Annotated in this window: 18 protein-coding genes; 7 read left to right on the forward strand and 11 right to left on the reverse strand. The window is 60.9% G+C overall.

The genetic code is table 11. The features are described 5' to 3' along the window. The first annotated feature begins 142 nt into the window (after positions 1–142). Entirely contained in the window at positions 143–2,041 is a 1,899-nt protein-coding gene (locus tag CACC_RS10960; protein ID WP_035108568.1) for an N-acetylmuramoyl-L-alanine amidase, read from the forward strand. 22 nt (positions 2,042–2,063) lie between these two features. Here CACC_RS10960 and CACC_RS10965 read toward each other — a convergent pair whose 3' ends face one another. The 6 genes from CACC_RS10965 to serS all read right to left on the reverse strand — a co-directional run bounded on the left by CACC_RS10965 (position 2,064) and on the right by serS (position 10,185). Continuing rightward, positions 2,064–2,894, reverse strand: a complete 831-nt coding sequence (locus CACC_RS10965; protein ID WP_005279714.1) for a Cof-type HAD-IIB family hydrolase — start codon at positions 2,892–2,894, stop codon at positions 2,064–2,066. A 22-nt stretch (positions 2,895–2,916) separates the two neighbouring features. Continuing rightward, entirely contained in the window at positions 2,917–4,464 is a 1,548-nt protein-coding gene (gene glpK / locus CACC_RS10970) for a glycerol kinase GlpK (RefSeq protein ID WP_005279713.1), read from the reverse strand. Positions 4,465–4,494: 30 nt separating this feature from the next. Further along, positions 4,495–5,232: an MIP/aquaporin family protein gene (locus tag CACC_RS10975; RefSeq protein WP_005279712.1), complete on the reverse strand. Its 738-nt coding sequence runs from the start codon at positions 5,230–5,232 to the stop codon at positions 4,495–4,497. Between the two features lie 12 nt (positions 5,233–5,244). After that, positions 5,245–6,969, reverse strand: coding sequence for a glycerol-3-phosphate dehydrogenase/oxidase (locus tag CACC_RS10980; RefSeq protein WP_005279711.1), 1,725 nt, complete (start codon positions 6,967–6,969; stop codon positions 5,245–5,247). Between the two features lie 300 nt (positions 6,970–7,269). Next, on the reverse strand, positions 7,270–8,901 hold the full coding sequence (locus tag CACC_RS10985; protein ID WP_005279709.1) for a lysophospholipid acyltransferase family protein: 1,632 nt from the start codon (positions 8,899–8,901) through the stop codon (positions 7,270–7,272). A 27-nt stretch (positions 8,902–8,928) separates the two neighbouring features. Then, complete coding sequence (serS, locus tag CACC_RS10990) at positions 8,929–10,185, reverse strand: serine--tRNA ligase (protein WP_005279707.1); 1,257 nt, start codon at positions 10,183–10,185, stop codon at positions 8,929–8,931. Positions 10,186–10,250: 65 nt separating this feature from the next. Between serS and CACC_RS10995 the strand changes: the two genes are divergently transcribed. Genes CACC_RS10995 through CACC_RS11005 form a run of 3 tightly spaced genes read left to right on the forward strand, consistent with a single transcriptional unit; the run spans position 10,251 to position 12,425 of the window. Continuing rightward, complete coding sequence (locus CACC_RS10995) at positions 10,251–11,000, forward strand: GntR family transcriptional regulator (protein WP_005279705.1); 750 nt, start codon at positions 10,251–10,253, stop codon at positions 10,998–11,000. A gap of 27 nt (positions 11,001–11,027) precedes the next feature. Continuing rightward, on the forward strand, positions 11,028–12,077 hold the full coding sequence (locus CACC_RS11000) for a septum formation family protein (protein WP_005279703.1): 1,050 nt from the start codon (positions 11,028–11,030) through the stop codon (positions 12,075–12,077). Continuing rightward, positions 12,078–12,425 (forward strand): metallopeptidase family protein, encoded by a 348-nt coding sequence (locus CACC_RS11005; RefSeq protein ID WP_005279702.1) that lies wholly within the window; start codon positions 12,078–12,080, stop codon positions 12,423–12,425. Here CACC_RS11005 and CACC_RS11010 read toward each other — a convergent pair. Together CACC_RS11010 and pheA are read right to left on the reverse strand one after the other, a co-directional pair. Further along, positions 12,422–13,075 carry a histidine phosphatase family protein gene (locus CACC_RS11010; RefSeq protein ID WP_005279701.1) on the reverse strand — a complete coding sequence of 218 codons (654 nt, stop codon included), beginning with the start codon at positions 13,073–13,075 and terminating at the stop codon, positions 12,422–12,424. The two genes, CACC_RS11005 and CACC_RS11010, sit on opposite strands and share 4 nt — an antisense overlap. A gap of 9 nt (positions 13,076–13,084) precedes the next feature. After that, a complete protein-coding gene (gene pheA / locus CACC_RS11015) occupies positions 13,085–13,993 on the reverse strand; it encodes a prephenate dehydratase (protein WP_005279700.1) in 909 nt (302 codons plus the stop codon). A 33-nt stretch (positions 13,994–14,026) separates the two neighbouring features. Between pheA and CACC_RS11020 the strand changes: the two genes are divergently transcribed. From CACC_RS11020 to CACC_RS11030, 3 genes are read left to right on the forward strand one after another with little or no spacing between them, the layout of a single operon-like run. Next, positions 14,027–15,163 (forward strand): amidase, encoded by a 1,137-nt coding sequence (locus CACC_RS11020; RefSeq protein ID WP_005279699.1) that lies wholly within the window; start codon positions 14,027–14,029, stop codon positions 15,161–15,163. After that, a complete protein-coding gene (locus tag CACC_RS11025; RefSeq protein ID WP_005279698.1) occupies positions 15,160–15,870 on the forward strand; it encodes a CPBP family intramembrane glutamic endopeptidase in 711 nt (236 codons plus the stop codon). The genes CACC_RS11020 and CACC_RS11025 overlap by 4 nt, the downstream gene beginning before the upstream one ends. Before the next feature lie 59 nt (positions 15,871–15,929). Further along, entirely contained in the window at positions 15,930–17,204 is a 1,275-nt protein-coding gene (locus tag CACC_RS11030) for an LCP family protein (RefSeq protein ID WP_005279697.1), read from the forward strand. Between the two features lie 285 nt (positions 17,205–17,489). Here CACC_RS11030 and CACC_RS11035 read toward each other — a convergent pair whose 3' ends face one another. Genes CACC_RS11035 through CACC_RS11045 form a run of 3 tightly spaced genes read right to left on the reverse strand, consistent with a single transcriptional unit; the run spans position 17,490 to position 20,082 of the window. After that, a complete protein-coding gene (locus CACC_RS11035) occupies positions 17,490–18,410 on the reverse strand; it encodes a DUF5926 family protein (RefSeq protein WP_005279695.1) in 921 nt (306 codons plus the stop codon). Between the two features lie 20 nt (positions 18,411–18,430). Then, entirely contained in the window at positions 18,431–19,135 is a 705-nt protein-coding gene (locus CACC_RS11040; protein ID WP_005279693.1) for a glycerophosphodiester phosphodiesterase family protein, read from the reverse strand. Beyond that, on the reverse strand, positions 19,135–20,082 hold the full coding sequence (locus tag CACC_RS11045; protein ID WP_005279691.1) for an L-lactate dehydrogenase: 948 nt from the start codon (positions 20,080–20,082) through the stop codon (positions 19,135–19,137). The genes CACC_RS11040 and CACC_RS11045 overlap by 1 nt, the downstream gene beginning before the upstream one ends. Between the last annotated feature and the right edge of the window lie 67 nt (positions 20,083–20,149).

Here is a 20,149-nt window from a genome sequence, read left to right on the forward strand (position 1 = left end):
CACTCCAGCGAGGAACACGGGTCATCGGCGTGTCGCAACAAGATTCACAGTTGTCACACTCGTAGCATCACTATCAACTGTTAACTTTTGGCAACCGTTTTTACAGCTACATCGGCACCTAACTCAACCCAGGGAGAATAGAGTGAAGCAACGACGTCGACTAGTCCCCACGAGGTCACCGTGGACCACACCCGTCATCGCGACGGTTTCCTCCATTGCCCTCGTCATGGCGGCCGCATTCGGCGGCCAGCAGGTCCTCAAAACCCAGGACTCTGGGTCCGGCGGGCCCATCGAGGTGAAAAACGCCTCAGAAAGCTTTAGCGACGCCGACTCCGTCGTCGTTGATGATCCCGCCGTGGCAGCGCAAGGCGATGGCGAGGGCCCGCGTGCCGTCAAGCACTTCCACCGCGACGAACCATTCAACATGTTCGCTGTGACCTGGGAGGGCAAGCGCGACGTGCACTCCTTCGTCCGCTCCAAGCAGGAGGACGGCTCCTGGAGCGAGTGGTTCGATATGGATGCCATGAACTACGGCGATGGCAAGAACGGTACCGAGCTTATTTACGTGGGCGATACCAACGATGTGCAGGTATCCATGGCCAATGTGGACCTCGTGACCGGCTCCAACCTGGATGACGATGCTGAATTGCTCGAAAAAGCAGCCGGCGCTGCGGATGCCAACCGTGCCGCACCGCTGCCCTATAACGTCGGCGATATCGCCCCTGTAGCTGATGAGAACAACACCGACCGCACCACCGTATCGGACCTAGATGCCGTCTTCATGGACGGCAATGCCCAAGAAGGCCAAGCCATCGAACCTACTGCCACCACCGATGGCATGCCAAAGGTAGTTTCTCGCTCCGGATGGGGCGCCGATGAATCCAAGCGCTGCCAGCAGCCCACCTACGATGACGGCATCAAGGCGATGACGCTGCACCACACCGCGGGCTCCAATAACTACACCCCGGCACAGGCCGCCGCGCAGGTTCGCGCTGCCTACGAATACCACGCACAGAACCTGGGCTGGTGCGATATTGGATACAACGTGCTCGTGGATAAGTTCGGCACCATCTACGAAGGCCGTTACGGCGGACTCGACAAGGCCGTCCAGGGCGCCCACGTTGGTGGCTTCAACTCCCATAACTGGGGCATTTCCATGATTGGTAACTACGAAATTGCAGAACCATCACAGAAGATGCTGAACTCGGTAGCAGAAATCGCCGGATGGAAGGCCGCTATCTCCGGCATCGATCCCACCGGCACCGCTACCCTGACCTCTGGTGGCTTCGGCGGATCCAAATATGCGGCCGGCACGCAGGCAACCGTGCCTGCCTTCAGCGGACACAATGATTTCCACTACACCCAGTGCCCGGGTAGCCACACCGTGCAGCACTGGAAAGAGATCCGCGATAACACCAAGCAGAAGTACAACGCGGTCAAGGCCGGCGGCAGCGCCGCTGCAATGAATTGGGATAAGAAGCCATCGATTAGCGGCGATCAGTCCGCCCCGGACGGGACCACCTCCTCCATCGGAGGGGTCGATGTTCCGGTATCGACCATCCAGGCCTTGGCTGGCATCGCCGCCGCCGTCTTCGGCGTCCTGGTTGCCAACGACCGCGTGGCACAGCCGGATACTGATAAAAAGGTTGCCGGCAACCTGACCGCAGGCGATATTCCGAATATCGTCAACAAGGTTGTGCAGCTTTCTAATAATGAAGGACTCAAGGAATCCTGGACCTCCGTCCTCAACGCCTTTGGCCCAGTCCTGGGCCTCGCCGTAGGCGGACCGAACTCCACCGATTCCGGCAAGATCATGTACCAGCTCTTCCAAAACGGCGTGGTCCTCTCCTCCAAGGACTCCGGCGCCAAGGCCCTGACCGGGGAGATTGCTAAGAAGTGGGCAGAGGGCGATAACGCCTCCAAGCTCGGCCTGCCCACGACCAACGAGATTAAGAACGGCAAGGAAATCCGCGTCCAGTTCCAGGGCGGCGAGATTGTCTACAACATGAATACCGAAAAGGTAGACATTTACACCAAATAGTCTCGCCCATGGAGAAGGGGCGCTAGAACCAGCGCTCCAACACCTTCGCCACGCCCGCCTGGTGGTTGGCCACGGTGACCGCATCAGCGGCCGCCTTTACCGCCGGGAGGGCGTTTTCCATTGCCACCCCGCAGCCGGCCCAGGTGAGCATCTCAATGTCATTGGGCATATCACCAAAGGCAATGGTCTCTTCCTGCGCTATCCCATGCTGCTTGGCCAACCACTCCACGCCGCGGCGCTTGGTGACGTTGGGGGCCGCGACCTCGAGCACGCCCTCCTGCATGGAGTAGGTGATATGCGCCAGCTCCGGATCGATATGGGGAGCAATCAAGTCATAGAGTTCCGGTGCGGAATAATCCGTGTTCCGGATAAGCAGTTTGACCACCGGCTGTGCCACCAGCTCGCCCACGCTGACCACGCCAAAACCCTCAAAGAGGGCATTTTCTGAGTAGCGAGGATCGACCACGAAAAGCTCCTCGGGGGCATCGGCAAGCGAACCGCCCGCGCGTTCCGCGCCAAAGCCGACGGTACCGAGGACGCGCTGGGCTACCGTCACCACCTCTTCTAGCGCGTCTGGGTACAGCTCGCGCGCGGATAAGACGCGGTCCTCCGCGGAATCATAGAGCACCGCCCCATTTGAGGTCACGCATACCGGGCGCACCGTGAGCTGCTCCAGCACCGGCTCTATCCAGCGAAAGGGCCTGCCGGTGGATAACGCAAAATAAGCACCCTGCTGCACCGCCCGCGCCACTGCGTCGCGGTTGCGACGCGGGACGCGATGATTGCGGTCCAACAGGGTGCCGTCAATATCGCTCGCGATGAGCCGAGGGGCCCGGGTAGGGAAAGTATCCATACCCGCGAGTTTACTTCAGGATTTAGAAGTCCATCTCATCCTCATCGGAGTCTTCCCAGTTCAAGGAACGCTTGATAGCGCGCTTCCATTCACCGTAGAGGTAGTCCACCTCTTCTTGCTCCATCTTGGGCTTGAATACGGTGAGGTCACCGCGCTGGGTATCCAGGATGCTGAGGTCCTCCCAGAAGCCATTGTCCAAGCCGGCAGCAACAGCGGCGCCGGTTGCGGTGGTCTCAATGTTCTTCGGGCGGTGCACCTCCACGCCCAGGATGTCAGACTGGAACTGCATGAGTAGCTCGTTGGTGGTCATGCCGCCATCCACGCGCAGCTCGGTGATCTCCACGCCGGAGTCCGCCACCATGGCATCCGCCACATCGCGGGTCTGGTAAGCGGTTGCCTCGAGGACGGCGCGTGCCAGGTGTCCACGGTTGGCAAAGCGGGTCAGGCCGACGATGACGCCGCGGGCATCGGAACGCCAGTGCGGAGCGAAGAGACCAGAGAACGCTGGGACGATGTACACGCCACCGTTGTCCTTGGTCTCGCGTGCCAGGTTCTCGATGGCAGAGGAGTTGGGGATGAGCTGCAGGTTATCGCGCAGCCACTGCACGAGGGAGCCACCCATGGAAACGGAGCCTTCCAGTGCGTACACGGGGCGCTCGCCCTCGCGCTGGAAGCAGACGGTGGTCAGCAGGCCGTTTTCGGAGAACTTCGGGGTGGTACCGGTGTTCAGCAGCAGGAAGAGGCCGGTGCCGTAGGTGTTCTTGGCCGAACCCGCGCGGAAGCAGCCCTGGCCAAACATAGCGGACTGCTGGTCACCCAAGATGGCGCGAATGGGAACGCCGGCGAGGGAACCGCGCTCGCGGACGGTGCGGAAATCACCCAGAGACGGGCGAATCTCCGGCAGCATGGACATCGGAATGCCCATTTCCTTGCACAGATCTTCGTCCCACTCCAGCTTTTCGATGTCCATGAGCAGCGTACGCGAAGCGTTGGTCACGTCCGTTGCGTGCAGCGCTTCCTTGTCGCCGTCGCCCTCGGCACCGCCGGTCAGGTTCCACAGCAGCCAGGAGTCAATGGTGCCGAAGAGCAGCTCGCCCTTTTCGGCGCGCTCGCGGACACCATCAACATTATCGAGGATCCACTTGACCTTCGGGCCAGCTGGGTAGGAGTTGATCAGCAGGCCGGTGCGGCGGCGCCACTTATCCGGGCCCTCTTCACCTGCCAGTTCCTTACAGATGGCGGAGGTGCGGGTGTCCTGCCAGACGATGGCGTTGTAGACGGGCTCACCAGTGTTCTTATCCCACACCACGGTGGTTTCGCGCTGGTTGGTGATACCGACGGAGTCGATATCTTCTACTGTTATATCGCCATTGGCCAAAGCCTCCCCCACAGCACGGCGGGTGTTGCTCCAGATCTCCTGCGGGTCGTGTTCTACCCAGCCCTTTTCTGGGAAGATCTGCTCGTGCTCGAGCTGGCCCACGGATACCTGATCGCCATCGTGGTTGAAGATGATGCAGCGGGTTGAGGTGGTTCCTTGGTCAATAGCTGCGACGTATTTCTTATCACTCATGTGTCTAATTTCTCCTGTATAGGGGGTGGATTAAAGCGCAATGGACAATAGGCCAACGGCAACGGCCGAAAGCAGCGGGCCAACAATCGGCACCCATGCATAGCCCCAGTTAGCGCTGCCCTTGTCCTTAATGGGAAGGACGAAGGCGTACATCAAACGCGGTCCCAAGTCACGGACCGGGTTGATGGCATATCCCGTAGGCGTACCAAGGGACAGGCCGACGGCGACAACGACGAATGCCACGCCGAAGTAGCTCAGTGGGCCCAGCTCGCCACCGGCAGGACCGAAGGCGATGAACATCAACAATACGGTGGTGGCGATGAACTCGGTTACCGTATTCCAGCCATTGTGTGGGTGCGCGGGGGCGGTGAAGAAGATTCCCCCGGTTTCAGAATTGGCGCCGGTAACCTTGCCCTCTTCGTCGTAGTTATTCGCATCGAAGAGTTGCTTGAACGCAGCCCATGCCAGGAAGGCACCGAACATAGCACCCAGGATTTGGCCCAGCGCGTAGAACGGAACCAGGTTCCATTCAAGCGAACCATTGAGCGCAAGCATGAGCGTTACCGCAGGGTTCAAGTGGCCGCCAGAGGGGTCGGCCACGCTGGCGCCGACGAAGACGCCCATGCCCCAGCCCAAGGCAATAACAATCCAGTCGGAGCCACGAGCGCCCGAGGTGCGGAGGTTTACCAGCGCGCACACGCCGTTACCAAGAAGCAGCAGCAGTGTGGTGCCGATAAACTCCCACAAGAATGCATCAGATCCAGCCATTAGCGCCTCCCCTTATCCTTGAGTCTCGGTCGGACGAGCGGAGCCAGCGCGGACCAGGATGTCGTTAGCTTCGCGGTCAGTCACAGCTGCCTCGGCGGCCAGCTCTGCCTCGGTGTGCTTGGTGAAGGTATCCACCTCGAGCTGCTTGTCTTCCTCGCTCCAATCCAGCAGCGGAGCAACGAAGTCCGCAACGGCGGGAGCTGCATTGACGCCACGGTCACCGAACTCAATGGCAACGCGGAGGCGACGGGTCAAGATATCGTCCAAGTGCAGGGCGCCCTCGTGGGTAACGGCGTAGCGCACCTCAGCCCAGAGGTAGGTTTCAGCACCGGGAACGGGCTCGAGCAGGGACTCATCGTCCTGCGCAGGAGCCAGAACCTCGCCCAAAAGCGAACCGTAGCGGCCGAGCAGGTGCTCGATGAAGTCCTCGCTCAGGTTGTAGCGGCGGGCCAAGGTAGGAATCTGGTTGGCCAGAGCGTGGTAGCCGGCAGCGCCCAGGATCGGGGTGTGCTCGGTGATGGACTCTGGCACCTTGCCGCCGAGTTCTTCCACGGCTAGGTCAACGGCATCCTTACCGATGACGCGGTAGGTGGTGTACTTACCACCGGCAACGGAGACCATACCCGGGGCCACGCGAGCCACGGCGTGGTTACGGGACAGGTTGGTGGTGGAATCGGACTTACCGGATAGCAGCGGGCGCAGGCCGGAGTAGACGCCGACGATGTCATCGCGGGTGATCTGGCGGCGCACGCGCTGGTTGACCTCATCCAGGATGTAGTCAATATCCGCCTTGGTGGGGGCGGGATCCGGAAGGGATAGGCCCTTTTCCCAGTCGGTATCGGTGGTACCGATGATCCAGTAGTCGCCCCATGGAATGACGAAGAGGACGGACTTTTCAGTGACGAAGCACAGTGCTGCTTCTGCATCCAGGGCATCCTTTGGCACGACGATGTGCACACCCTTGGAGGCGTGAACGGTGAACTTTCCTTCCACGCCGGCCAGCTCCTGGATCTTGTCGTTCCAGACACCGGTGGCGTTGATGAAGACCTTACCGCGCACGGTGGCCTCGCGGCCGGTGGCGGTATCACGGACTTTAGCGCCAACGACGCGGCCGCCGCGGTCCTTGTCAAAGCCGATGACCTCGGTATTGGTGCGCACATCGGCGCCGTATTCAGCGGCGCTGCGCAGCACAGTCATGGTGTGGCGGGCATCGTCCACCAGGGTGTCGTAGTAGCGCACACCGCCGACGATGGCGTCTTCCTTCAGGCCAGGGGTGACTTTGAGGGCGCCCTTGCGGGTGAGGTGCTTTTGCATCGGCACGCTCTTTGCGCCACCCATGAGGTCATAAAGGGTAAAGCCACCGAACATCATGACGCGCTCCCATACGTGATGGGTGAGCGGGAAGATGAACTTCAGCGGCTTAACTAGGTGGGGAGCCAACGTGGACATGTTGAGCTCGCGCTCCTTCAGCGACTCTGCCACGAGGCGGAAGTCAAACATTGCAAGGTAGCGCAGGCCACCATGGAACATCTTGGAAGAGCGAGAAGAGGTACCAGCGGCGAAGTCGCGGGACTCCAGCACCGCGGTCTTCAAACCACGGGTTGCCGCATCCAGTGCCGCGCCGGCACCTACGGAGCCACCACCGATGATGACGACGTCGTAGTCCTCATCCGCGTAGCCATTCCACACATTTTCAAAATATTCGGGGTTAAAGGATTGATTGCTTTGCTGGGTCATTAGAGACCGCATCTCCTTCCTTGGTGCTCATGTGTGCTTGCTCCGACAAACGATGAATGAGATGGCGTAAGCACAGCTAAAAGCAAGTTTTGGATGATTCATGATGGCGACTATTGCGCTCTAAAAAGTAGAGCCAATATCTCCTATCTCCTATGGTAGAGGTCACCGCTTAAACATTCACTAGAGGTTTCTCACACGTAACTTCCGGCCCCGTAAGCAGTCAATTCCCGCCCTTTGATTAGCCAACCAAAAAGAAAACCACCCCCTCGCGGGGGTGGTAACGCCAACGTTTGCACGCGCCTAGTCTTTTTGTAACCGGGCCATCGCTTCCAAAACCTCGGACATGCCTGCGCGCTCGGCGGAATACGTCACAGCCTGCGCATCCTTGACCACTTCGATGGGTGCTGTCTCCAGGGCAACGACCGGGATGTGATTCAAAAACCCCTCATCCCCCGGCTCATTACCAAAGACCAATGCCTCGCTCGGCTTGGCGTCCAAATCATCCAGGATGCAGTCCACGCCGGCGGCGGCCGTGGCGGAGGTAACCTTCATCGCTTCCTTATCCAAGAGCGGCTTTTCGGCCTGCTCATCAAGCTGGATATGCCACACCGCCTGCGGGACATCGAGATCCGCATCGCACGAGACCACGATGAGCACCTCCGCTGCGGGGTAGATGCTTTCTAGCGCCGCCTTCAGGCGCGGGGTCAGGGCATCGTCTTCCCAGTTCAGCGTGCTTTGATGCGCCACCACTACGCGCGGGATGGCAGAAAACTGGGCCTTGAGCCGGTGCGGCAGGCGGGAGACGATCAAGCGCGATTGGGTCGCCGCGGCGAGCAGTCCCTGCTCTACCACGGATCCTTCCCAGATCTCCTTGCTGCTTGCGGCAATAGAGGCCTGGGCCTGCGCAACATCGGTCTTCAACTGGGCCATAACATCGGCGACCTTATCCTTGCCCTCATCCAAGCCGCGGGTTGCCTCTTCCACCACGGCGTTGAGGTTGGTCTTAACCCACTCCAAGGTATCGGCTGCGATATGCTTCTTTTCCTGCGGCTCTTTGCCATCGTGCTCATCCTGGCCTTCCTCATCCTTGGCAGAGGCCATGTGGTTGCGCACGAGTTCAACGGTGGAAACGGAAACGCGGTCTTTGAGTCCCACCAAGTCATCGCGCAGGCGACGCACTCGGTGCCGCTCCGTTTCCACCTCCGCATCGCGGGCTTCGGCCTCTTCCAGCGTCGGGGCGGAACCACCCTTGCGCGCAGGAACCCAATATTCGCCGGCGGGCATGGGGCCGAACTCCGCCTCGTAATCCTCCCAGAGTCCCTCCAAGGCCTCCTGCATGCGGCGGCGGATTTCTGCGGTATCGGCCTCCGGATCCCCGGTGGGGTAATACGGCTCCAGCGCGGTGATAAAGACCGGAGTCTTTGTGCGGCCCAAGTTCTTTTTGTGGCCCTTTGTCCACAGGCGCTGCGAGCCGAACATCACCTGTGGGACAACCGGCACGCCGGCTTCAAAAGCGATGCGGGATGCGCCGGTTTTCATGCTGCGGATTTCAAAGCTGCGGGAAATCGTGCCTTCAGAAAAGACGCCGACCAGCTCGCCGGCCTCGGCAAGCTCTACCGCCTTGCGCAAGGACTCTTTGCCATCGATGCGGTCTACCGGCACGTGCCCCATGGCGCGCAGCAGGGCGCCCACGCCTGGGGCGCTAAAGATGCTGGCCTTGGCTAGAAAGCGCACCAGCCGTTTTTTGCGATAGGCAATGAACGCGCCGAACAGAAAATCCATATACCCGGTGTGATTGCACACAAGGACGGCACCGCCGTCATCGGGAATATTCTCCTCCCCAGACAGGCGCATCTGCAGGCCTTGGGCCAAGGTGAGGCCGCGCCCGATGTGGGTGATCTGGCGGTACAAGAAATTCGTCGCAGCGTTCATGGTGCTCCTTTAGCTTTGTTCCGCAGGCTACTGCGGCGTGAGGACATCCTTGCCCACGAATGGGCGCAGGGCCTCTGGAACAACGACGGAGCCATCGGCTTGCTGGTGGTTTTCCAAGATCGCCACGATCCAACGGGTGGTGGCCAGGGTCCCGTTCAAGGTGGCGGCCACCTGGGTCTTCCCGCTCTCATCGCGGTAACGGGTGGACAGGCGGCGGGCCTGGAAGGTGGTGCAATTGGAGGTGGAGGTCAGCTCGCGGTAGGTGCCTTGGGTTGGCACCCACGCCTCGTTATCGAATTTGCGGGCCGCCGAAGAGCCCAAGTCACCGCCGGCGATATCGATGGTGCGGTACGGCAATTCCATCGCAGCCAGCATTTCCTTTTCCATATCGAGGAGCTTTTGGTGCATGTCCTCGGCGTCTTCCGGCTTGCAGTAGACAAACATTTCTAGCTTGTCGAATTGGTGCACGCGCAGGATGCCGCGGGTGTCCTTGCCGTGGGAACCGGCCTCCCGGCGGAAGCAGGAGGACCAACCCGCGTACTGCAGGGGACCATTGGATAGATCGATGATCTCATCCTTGTGGTAGCCAGCCAGCGCGACTTCGGAGGTGCCCACGAGGTAGCGATCATCGGCTGGCAGGTAGTAAATCTCATCGGAGTGCTGGCCCAAAAAGCCCGTGCCGGACATGATCTCTGGGCGCACCAAAACCGGCGGAATCATCAGCTGGAAGCCGGCTTCCCGCGCCTTTTGCGCAGCCAACATCAGCATGCCCAGCTGCAGGAATGCGCCATCGCCGGTGAGGTAGTAGAAGCGGGCGCCGCCGACCTTCGCACCGCGCTTGACGTCAATGAGCCCCAGGGATTCACCGAGTTCAAGGTGGTCCTTGGGCTCGAAATCGAAGTGCGGGATCTCACCTACCTCTTCAACGAGGACAAAGTCATCCTCGCCGCCGGCGGGTGCGCCTTCGACAACGTTATCGATCTTGTACTGCAGCTCTTCCACCGTGGCCTCAGCCGCGGACCGAGCCTCTTCAGCCTCTTTTACCTTGGCTTTCAGCTCATCTGCGCCTTCCAGCAACGCCGGGCGCTCTTCCGGGGAGGCCTGACCAATCTTCTTGCCCAGGGATTTCTGCTGGGAACGCACCTCGTCGGCCTTCTGGATGGCAAGGCGGCGCTTCTCATCGGCTGCGAGGAGCTGATCCACGAGCGAGGGGTCTTCCCCACGGGTGACCTGGGAGGCGCGGACAACGTCTGGGTTTTCACGGAGTAGCTTGAGATCAATCACGGAACTGATTCTAGCGCACTGCCATTGCCTTGCCGTGGTAATAACCAGCGAATTATTATGGAATCATGTCCTCCCTAGAATTACCGGCCCGCGAAATCAGCGACGGCCCCACCCCAAAGCACGCCCAATTGCACGATATTCTGGAGGAATTATGTAATACCACCCTCAAACCCGGTGATATCCTCCCCGGTGAGAGGCTCCTGGAAGAAACCTATGGCGTCTCCCGCATTACGGTGCGCCGGGCCATCGGGGATCTCGTTGCTGCCGGAAGATTGCGCCGCGTGCGCGGTAAGGGCACCTTCGTAGCCCCCAACCCCTTGGTATCGCGCCTGCACCTGGCTTCTTTTTCTGATGAAATGAGCGCCCAGGACGTGGTGGCTTCCTCCAAGATCCTCAATAGCGGCCGCGCGAGCGCCCCGGAGGCTGCCACCCATTTCTTTGGCACCCCTGCCACGGAAGAACAGATTCATTTGCGCCGACTGCGCTTGGGCGATGGCGAGCCCTATTCCATCGATGACGGCTGGTATAACTCCGCTTTTGCGCCGAGCCTGCTGGAAAATGACACCTATAATTCGGTGTATTCCATTTTGGATAAGACGTTTGGCGTCCCCATCACGGACGCGGACCAGACCGTCTCCGCCATTGCCGCCAATGAGGAGATTGCGCCGCTTCTCGATGTCCCCGTGGGTTCCCCACTGCTGCACATCGTGCGCTGCTCGCGCTCGGGGGATAAGCCCGTGGAGTGGTGTTCCTCGGTCTACCGCACCGATAGGTACCACCTGAATACCCGAGTTTCCCGGGATACCTCAATCTAGAAAACACCCTGCTTAAAGGGTAAGATAATGGGCCTTATGAAGAAATCACCTGCGTGGCGTTCCGCTGTGGCCGTCCAGATTGCCTTGATCTCAGCAATCGCGGCGGCCGTTTTCATGGGCATCTACGGCATTGTCAGCAACCACGGGTCTAACGGGGGCGATACTACCGCCGCTTCCGAGCAGTCCTCTGCGGGCGGTGCCGATGGCTCAGGATCCTCCGACCCGAAGACGGAGCCTTTTACCTCCGCTTCCGCTGGGTCCTGCGTGACGTGGGATATCAACGAGGATGGCTCTGCCGCCTCCTTCAAAGAGGTGGAATGCTCGGAGCAGCACCGCTTCGAGGTCTCCACAGTGGAGGATCTCAGCGTCTACCCCACCAGTGAATTCGGCCCGGATGCCTCGCGGCCCGCGCTTACCCGCCAGCACCAGCTGCGCGATGAGCTCTGTGAGTCCGCCACGGTGAGCTACCTGCACAGCAAGTGGGATCCGCACGGCAAATACGATATTGCCTCCATTTTGCCGCCGGAATCCGCGTGGAATAACGGTGACCGCACCCTGCTGTGCGGCCTACAAACCACCGATGATCACGGCGTGCCGCAGTTGACCACCGGCAACGTCGAGGCCTCCGAACAGGCCAATCTGGCCAAGCCGGGCGAGTGCTTGGCCATCGATGATCAGCAAGTACCGCACGTGGTGGACTGCGCCCAGCCACACCAGCTGGAGACGGTATCCGTCATCGACCTGGGCAAGAAATTCCCTGATGCCTACCCGGATGGCAAGGAAATGGATAAATTCCTCTCGGATTCCTGCACCGCCGCCGCTGAGGACTACCTGGGCGGGGAAGAGCAGCTCTACCAATCCACGCTGCAGCCGTTCTGGGGCACCGTATCTGAAGAGTCCTGGAATGGCGGCACCAAGTCCGTGAACTGCTCGCTCGTCCACGCCCGCGATGATGGTGGCTTTTCCTCCATCACCGGTGCCGCCACCGGCGGCCGCCAGGCGCTTTCCATCGACGGCAACCCGCCGGAGGAGCGCCCGGAGCGCAACCCGATTCGCGATAATAAGCCGGCGCCGTAAATGTATTCCGTATCGGAAGAACGCTTCGAGGAAATGGTCAATGATGCCCTCGATCAGGTGCCCGATGAATTCGTGCGCAAGATGCGCAACTTGGTGATCATGGTGGAAGAGGAAAACCCCGATGATCCCACCTTGCTAGGGCTCTATGAGGGCGTCGCCCTGCCCCAGCGCACCTTCGACCACACCGGGTATTTGCCCGATGCCATCTTCATCTACCGCAGCACTTTGCAGCGCTGGGCCGCGTCAGAAGAAGACTTGGCCGAGCAGGTCAAGGTCACGGTCTTCCACGAGCTAGGCCATTACTTTGGCATGGAAGAACACGAACTGCACCAGCTGGGCTGGGGCTAGAGCTCAATATCGGCCCAGCGGGTAAGCGTCCACTCGCCAAATTTCTTGCCGCGCGGCTCCATCACGGTAAAGCGGCAATTGGGCATATAACCGGTATAGGCAAAGTCCGCGTCCGCCCCGGTGGCGTGCTTGGTTACCACCCGGATGGCGGCGCCGTGGCTGACGAGGATGACATCGCGGTCATCGGCAAGCTGCGCCGCAATCTCTTCCAACGCGGGCTGGAAACGCGAAAGCACGTCCTGGAGCCGCTCGCCGCCTTCCATGGCGGCCTGGCTATCGCCATAGCACCAGCCGCGCATGGCCGTATCGTGGCTGCGGTGGGCGGCCTCGCTGGCATCGAGCTCCCAATCGCCGGCAAAAATCTCCTGCACATTCGGAATGACATCGATGGGAATGGAAAAGCGCGGCAGGCCCCGCTCCTGTTCAAAGGCGCGCGCCGCCAAGGTGGCGGTCTGCTGCGCCCGCAGCGCAATCGAGCACTTGAAGTCGACCTCGCGATCGCCCACGAAGCCTGCTAGCTCCCGGCCCACCTCCGTGGCCTGGTTGCGCCCCAGATCCGTAAGCTCAGCGCCCGGCGGCCGGGTATCAAGCAGCCGGGAGACGTTGGAATGGGTTTGGCCATGGCGCAGCAGGATGATTCTTCCAGTCATGCGTCCAGATTATTGACCCCTGCGCGCCCTCGCCACCCAAGCATCCGCCTCCGCCAGGTCCCGCGGTGGGTGGCCGACGGGCGTAGCGGTGGGCCAGGAGCCCAAAAAGCGCAATTCCTCTGCCCGCAACCACACTGCGCGCAGGGCCTCAGCAACCGGCTGGTCATCGATATGCCCAATCAAGTCCACATAGAAGCGGTAGGTGCCAAAGGTCTGGCGAGTCGGCCGCGACTCAATCCGCGAGAGATCCACCCCGCGGTGGGCAAAGTCTTGTAAGGCCCCCACCAGGGTTCCCGGCTGGTTGGGCAGGGTAAAAATGACGCTGGTGCGATCCTGGCCGGTGCGCGCGGTCGGGCGACCCGGCAGGCCCACCAACACAAAGCGGGTGGCCGCGCCCTGCACGTCCGCCACGCCGCTCGCCTTGGTTTCTAGGCCGAAGATTTCAGCCGCCCGCGCTGGCGCCGCCGCCGCGTCGACCTCTCCGCGCGCTACGGCCTGAGCCGCCGCCGCATTCGAGCTCGCCGGCACGAATTCCACGCCCGGCGCGTTCTCCGCTACCCAGCCGCGGATTTGTTGGAAGGCCACCGGGTGTGTACTGAGGCGCGTGATGTCTTTCGTTCCCGGTCGGGTCATGATGCTGAAGGTCACGGGGATATCTACCTCGCGGTAAATCTGTACGGGATCGCCTTCTACCAGTGCGTCAAAGGTCGTCGTCACCGCCCCGTCCACGGAGTTTTCGATGGCGACGCAGGCATAATCGGCCTGCCCGGCGCGCACGGCCGCCACCGCCGCTGAAGGCGAGTCCACCGGTAGGGTCTCTACGGTCTCCCCGCGCGCTTCCCACTCGGCGGCGAATTTGTGCACGGCGGCCTCCGTGAACGTACCGGCGGGGCCTAAGAAAGCGATGGTTGTAGTCATGCCCGTCACCTTAGCCCACTAGACTGGTGCGCCATGGACTTTTCCATAGAACGACTCCGCGCGGATGTGCAGGGCATGGGCCCTCAAGAGCACGGTTTTACCTACCTGGATCTGCAGCGCGCCCCCGCCCGCACCGGTCGGCTGCGCGGGTGGGTCCTATCTGCAAAAGATCTCAACGATGTCGCGGGTATGCCCACCACTTTGGGCAATGCCAAGCGCACGTACTATCCCGCGGTCAGCGAGCCGTTCATCGCGACATTGGAAAAGCAGGGCGCCATATTCATTGGCAAGTCCTCCACGCCGGAGTTGGGCTTGCGCGTCGATACCGAGCCGGTGGATCTTCCCCACCCCGATAATCCCCTTTATCCAGGCCGCACCCCGGGCGGTTCTTCTGGCGGCGCGGCCGTCCAGGTAGCCCGCGGCCTCGTGCGCGCGGCCCAGGCCAGCGATGGCGGCGGTTCCATCCGCGTTCCCGCGGCGGCCTGCGGGGTCGTGGGGTTTAAGCCTGCGGGCAGCAGCCTGGGCGCGGAGGGGTTTATCACCCGCACCGTGGCCGATAATGCGTTCCTGCACGGCCACCGCATGATCACCCCGCGCGCCCGCATTGGGCTGTTGCTGGAGCCGCTTTTTGCCGCGACCCGGGTGGAGGCCCACCACCTGCGGGCGGCACGCGAGGCCGCAGATCGGCTGCGCGCCGCGGGGTTCGAGGTCGTCCCCATTGCGCCGTATCCGCAGGCAGCGGCCACGTTTGCGCACTTCCGCGAGATCTTTACCTCCCGGTTTGCGGGGCTACCACAGGCAGAGGGCTACGCGGCTTGGGTGGCCCAGCAAGGTGCTACCGTATCCGCCGCCGAGCTAAGCGCCGCGCAGCGCCATGTCCGCCACCTCCCGGAGCTCTTGGCGCAGCAGTGGCGGGTCGATGCCATTATCACGCCCATGCTCTCCGCGGATCCCCCGCTGCGGGGGCATTTCCTGTCCCTTCCGCACGCGGAGAATTTCGACGCCCAAACGCGCTGGTCCCCCTGGGCCTCACTGTTTAATATGGCCCAATTGCCCGCCATTTCCGTTCCTTGGGCCATCCCCGCGCACCCGCCCGTCGGCGTGCATGTGGGAGGCATTACGCTTTCCGATGCCCAACTTTTAGGCCTCGCCCACATCCTGCACCCATGACCAAGAACCTCCGCGCCGAACTGCTCATCGTCCTGACCCTGACCTTTGGTATCTCCGGGGTCAGGGCGGTGCTGCGGCTAATCAATTCACTGGCCGCCCCGCAGCCACTCAATGAGCAATCCGTCACGCTCAACTCCAGCCAATCCAGCCTTGCGTGGGTGGATTTGGGCCTGCAATTGTGCTCGGCGGCGGTCCTTTTTGCCTATGGTGCGCTGGTACTTTTCCTGCTGGCACAAGACCACATTAAACCGGCTGCCTACCGCGCCTTTGATTGGTTACACGGCGCGGGGCTTGCCGCGCTCATCGGCATCCCGGGCCTAGTTTTGTATTTCGTCGCGGTGCAGTTTGGCTGGAGCAAAGAGGTCATCCCCGGTGACTTCGATACTGCGTGGTTAGAAATCCCGGTATCCCTCATCAAGGCCGCCGCAAACGCCTTTGCGGAAGAGACCGTGGTGGTCATGTGGCTAATGACCAGGCTGCGCCAAGCGCGCTGGACGCTGCCGGCCGCCTTGGCGGCAAGCTCTATCCTGCGCGGTTCATATCACCTGTACCAGGGGGTATCGGCCGGCTTTGGCAATATCATCATGGGCGTAATCTACGGCTACTACTATCACCGCACCGGCCGCGTGTGGCCGCTTGTCATCGCGCACTTTCTTATCGATGCGATCGCTTTCCTCGGCTATTCCTTCGGCCTTTCCGTACTTTAAGTGTGGCGTGCTCGCGAGGAAAGCGGGGGAATTGGCCGGCGCCTTGTAAGGTATAGCGCATGACTGAATCAGGACGAGATCCGCATCGGGAGGCGCGCCGCGCTGGCGATAGCTCATCCAGTGAGTTCGTCCTTGGGGCCGATGGCCGTCCCCTCAAGGACCGCTACGGTCGGCCCATTCGCCGCCGGCCGCGCACGAATCGTGCCGAGCCGCAGCAGCACATCCCGCGCCAGGAAACCCCTACCCGCTACCCCAGCCAGTACCGGGCCCAGCAGCAGCGTTCCGCGCAGCAACCACAACAGCCACAGCAACGGCTGCCGCAACGATCGCAGCCGCAATCGCCGCAGCAGTTGCAGCAGCGCTACCAACCACAGCAAGCGCAGCAACCGCCCCGCCGCCACTCTAAGCCGCACAGCCGCCGGAAAAAGACCAATCCGGTCAAGCGGTTCTTTGGCTGCGCCGGCATCTTTGTCCTCGTCGTCGTGGTGTGCAGCCTCATCTTCGCGCTGTGGGCCGATACGCGCCTGACCCGGGTAGATGCCCTCCCGGATGAGCAGGTGGCCAATACCTCCGGCACCAATTGGCTGTTGGTGGGATCCGATTCCCGCCAGGGCCTATCCGAAGAAGACCAACAAGCGCTCGGCACCGGTGGCGATGTGGGCGAGGGACGCACCGATACCATCATGCTCCTGCATATCCCGCGCTCCGGCCAAGCCCAGCTGGTCTCCATTCCGCGCGATAGCTACGTGGAAGTACCCGGCTTCGGCATGGATAAGATCAACGCAGCCTTTGCTTACGGCGGACCAAAGCTCCTAACGCAAACGGTGGAGGGCAATACTGGCCTGCACATTGACCACTATGCCGAAATCGGTATGGGTGGTTTGGCCAATGTGGTCGATTCCGTCGGCGGCGTTGATATTTGCGTTGCAGAGCCCATCAATGACCCGCTGGCGGGCATCGATCTGCAGGAAGGCTGCCAGAAGCTAGAGGGAAGCGATGCGCTGGGTTATGTGCGCACCCGCGCCACCGCAATGGGCGATCTCGACCGCGTACAGCGTCAGCGCGAGTTCTTCGCGGCGCTCCTAGATAAGATCACTTCCCCAGCCACGCTGATTAACCCCTTCCGGTCGATTTCCTTGATTAACCACACCGCCTCCTCTTTCATCGTGGGCGATGGCGACCACGTATGGCACCTCGCCCGCGTAGCGCTCGCAATGGGATCCGGCGTGGATACGGAAACCGTTCCCATTGGCGGGTTCCAGGACACCGTCGTGGGCAATGTCGTGCTCTGGGACGATGAAGGCGCCCAACAGCTCTGGGACTCCATGAAATAGGTCTGAACTCAATCTTCGTATCGGAAAAACGTTATTGACAAACCAGCAAGTGTGGTTGCTATGAAGAATTCAGGGTGAATTCTCCATTCCACAGGATCCATGGAGAACATCCTAATTATGCCAAGCATGAAGACTATTGCGCTGGCGGCTGCAAGAGCCCAGGCTATGCGCCGCGGCCCTGAGTTTTTCTTATTCATGCCTTAACTCGTCCTAGCTAGATTGCGAAGAAAGCGGCCCTTTCCTCCTTGTCTTTTCGAGGTAAAGGGTCGCTTTGTTGTGGTGCGTTTAGCGCAACGTCACCTGGCGGGACTTGATGTTTTCTAACTGCTTGCGCTCTTCTGCGTTCAATTGCGCGTCATTGGAGATTTCTTCTTCCAAGGCCTTATCTACGCCCGCGAGCTTGTCCTCATAAGAGGAGTAATCAACCTCAGGCTGCACGTCAAAGACGGGAGCAATAAGGCCGTGGGTGCGGAATACTCCGGCAAACTTGGTGTCCTCGCCCAGGTTCAGCTCGCCGCGCGCGGCGACTCGCGCCAAGGCGTTGAGGAATGCGGCCTCATCGTCGTTCGGGCGCACCCAGCGCACATGCGCTTTGCCGCCGCCGGCATTGGCCCAAAAGGCGGTGCCGGTAATGTCCTTGCCCACCTGGTGGGATTCGATGACCGAGTCATTGGCGGCGCGCATGGACTGCGATACCTCAGGGGTGACCTGCGCGCCTTCCGGGATCCACCAACTGAAGTCCTGGTGGACTTCGATGTCGAGGGTAGTTGCGGCATCGATAAGCTCACTAAGCTCCGGCTGCGAGCCATCGGCCGCGGTCGATTCCAAGGTAGAACCTGGCTCGTTGTTCTTGACCCAGTTCAGGGCGAAGGCCAGATCCCGGCCAGGGTTGTGGGTGTGGGACTGCACCTGCAGTGCCACAAAAGCATCACCGCCGAATTCCTCATCGCGGATCAGCGCAGCGGTGGCGCCCGGGAGGACGGTAGAGACGTAGACGTTCCTATCGCAGCCCTTCACGTCAAGCTTCGCAAAAGCGGAGGGCACGAACTCTTGCATGGCAACGAGGGAAGCCTCCGCCGCGAGGCCGCTATAGGGGCGCGGGTCTTTTTCCAAGGCGGCGCGCTCTTTGGCACGGGCAGCAAGCTTCGCCTGACGGCGGGACATGCCCTCAGGCAGGTCTTCTTGTTTCTTTTTCTTCTTGGCCATGCCTCCAAGATACCTGCTTTCTACAGCTCAATAGCGCGCAGGGCCACCTCCGGCTGATTGGTGGCAAGCATGTCCACGCCATTGGACCAAGCCCACTTCATGTCCTCCGGCTTATCAACGGTCCACATATACGTGGGCAAGCCCTGCGCACCAATAATGGCCGCCTGCATCTTGGCGCGCAGCAGGGAAACCCCCAGGGCGCTCGGCCGCGACCACATGAAATCCGAGCGATTGAAATGGCGTTCCCAGTCTCGGCGCAGGTAAATGCGGTCAATGTGCGGCGCCAAAATCTTCATGCGCCGGATGGCCTTATGGGAAAAGGAAATAACGTGCATGCGCGGGTCCTCATCGAGCCCGGCGGCGCGCAGTCGTTCCATGACCCGCTTTTCCAAGGCGCTGCCTTGCCCGGAGGGGTGCTTGGTTTCAATATAAAGGTGGTGGGGCTTGTCCCCCAGCATGGCCAGGAGGTCATCGAGAAGCATCATGCGCTGCCCCTTGCCGATGTCGACCTCACTCAGCTCCCGCCAGTCCATCGCCGAAACCCGCCCGGCGCGCCCCGTCGTTCGCTCCAAGGTGGGATCGTGTTGGACTACCACCTTGCCGTCGCGGCTTAACCGCACGTCGCACTCCACGCCGTGGATGGGAAGCTCCAGGGCCTTTTCAAAAGCTAAGGGGGATAGCTCCGGGTATTTTCCGGAGTATCCCCTATGCGCGACGATGTGCACTAGCCAAAGAACTTTTCTTTGATGTCATTGAGCGTCTTTGCAGAAGCGTCGAAGCGCTCCTTTTCGTGCTCGTTGAGCTGCAGCTCTACCGGGCGGACGATGCCGGTGCGGTTTACGATGGCTGCGGTGCCGATGTAGAGGTCCTCCACGCCGTACTCGCCCTGCAGGTAAGCAGAGACGGGAAGCGCCACGTCCTGGTTCTGGATGATCGCGGCGGTAATGCGCGCCAGCCCCATGCCGATGCCATAGGAGGTCGATCCCTTTGCATCGATAATGGAATAGGCGGCGTCGCGGGTTTCTTCAAAGATCTTTTCAATGCGCTCGGCGTATTCCGGCTCCTTTTCCAGCTTCTGCGAAAGCGGCACACCGGCAACATTCGCGGTGGAGACTGCGGGCAGCTCAGAATCGCCGTGCTCACCAATGATGTAGGCGTGCACGGACTTCGGTGCCACGCCCTCCAATTCACCCAGCATGTAGCGGAAACGCGCGGAGTCCAGAATCGTACCGGAGCCGATGACCCGCTTGTGGTCAAAGCCGGAGGCCTTCCATACCGCATAGGTCAGGATATCGACTGGGTTGGAGGCGACCAGGAAGATTCCGTCGAAGTCATTGGCGGTGACATCTGCGACGATGCTGTTCATGATCTTGACGTTCTTATCCACCAGGTCAAGACGGGTTTCGCCGGGCTTTTGGGCGGCGCCGGCGCAGATGACGACCATGTCAGCGTCCGCACAATCTTCGTAGGTGCCCTTGGTGACGCGGGTGCGCTGTGGAGACCAGACCACACCGTGGTTGAGGTCCATGACATTGCCTTCCAGCTTCCGCTCATCGATGTCGATGATGGCCAGGTGGTCAACGATGCTCTGGTTGACCAGTGCGTAGGCGTAAGCGACTCCCACGTCACCCGCGCCAATGAGAACGACTTTATTTCCTACATGCTTTGCCATAACCCCATTGTGCAACGCCCTGCGGGGTTTTGCATACGTAATGTTTCACACTGCGCAACGAGGTACG

This window comes from Corynebacterium accolens, assembly GCF_023520795.1.
In the GTDB taxonomy this organism is placed as follows: domain Bacteria; phylum Actinomycetota; class Actinomycetes; order Mycobacteriales; family Mycobacteriaceae; genus Corynebacterium; species Corynebacterium accolens.

Coding starts and splice junctions, on each gene's coding strand:
- CACC_RS11010 (WP_005279701.1), bottom strand. CDS start 13,075: ATGACTGGAAGAATCATCCTGCTGCGCCATGGCCAAACCCATTCCAAC.
- CACC_RS11025 (WP_005279698.1), top strand. CDS start 15,160: ATGACCAAGAACCTCCGCGCCGAACTGCTCATCGTCCTGACCCTGACC.
- CACC_RS11020 (WP_005279699.1), top strand. CDS start 14,027: ATGGACTTTTCCATAGAACGACTCCGCGCGGATGTGCAGGGCATGGGC.
- CACC_RS10975 (WP_005279712.1), bottom strand. CDS start 5,232: ATGGCTGGATCTGATGCATTCTTGTGGGAGTTTATCGGCACCACACTG.
- CACC_RS10995 (WP_005279705.1), top strand. CDS start 10,251: ATGTCCTCCCTAGAATTACCGGCCCGCGAAATCAGCGACGGCCCCACC.
- pheA (WP_005279700.1), bottom strand. CDS start 13,993: ATGACTACAACCATCGCTTTCTTAGGCCCCGCCGGTACGTTCACGGAG.
- CACC_RS11035 (WP_005279695.1), bottom strand. CDS start 18,410: ATGGCCAAGAAGAAAAAGAAACAAGAAGACCTGCCTGAGGGCATGTCC.
- CACC_RS11045 (WP_005279691.1), bottom strand. CDS start 20,082: ATGGCAAAGCATGTAGGAAATAAAGTCGTTCTCATTGGCGCGGGTGAC.
- CACC_RS10965 (WP_005279714.1), bottom strand. CDS start 2,894: ATGGATACTTTCCCTACCCGGGCCCCTCGGCTCATCGCGAGCGATATT.
- glpK (WP_005279713.1), bottom strand. CDS start 4,464: ATGAGTGATAAGAAATACGTCGCAGCTATTGACCAAGGAACCACCTCA.
- CACC_RS10985 (WP_005279709.1), bottom strand. CDS start 8,901: ATGAACGCTGCGACGAATTTCTTGTACCGCCAGATCACCCACATCGGG.
- CACC_RS11000 (WP_005279703.1), top strand. CDS start 11,028: ATGGGCCTTATGAAGAAATCACCTGCGTGGCGTTCCGCTGTGGCCGTC.
- CACC_RS10980 (WP_005279711.1), bottom strand. CDS start 6,969: ATGACCCAGCAAAGCAATCAATCCTTTAACCCCGAATATTTTGAAAAT.
- CACC_RS11005 (WP_005279702.1), top strand. CDS start 12,078: ATGTATTCCGTATCGGAAGAACGCTTCGAGGAAATGGTCAATGATGCC.
- CACC_RS11030 (WP_005279697.1), top strand. CDS start 15,930: ATGACTGAATCAGGACGAGATCCGCATCGGGAGGCGCGCCGCGCTGGC.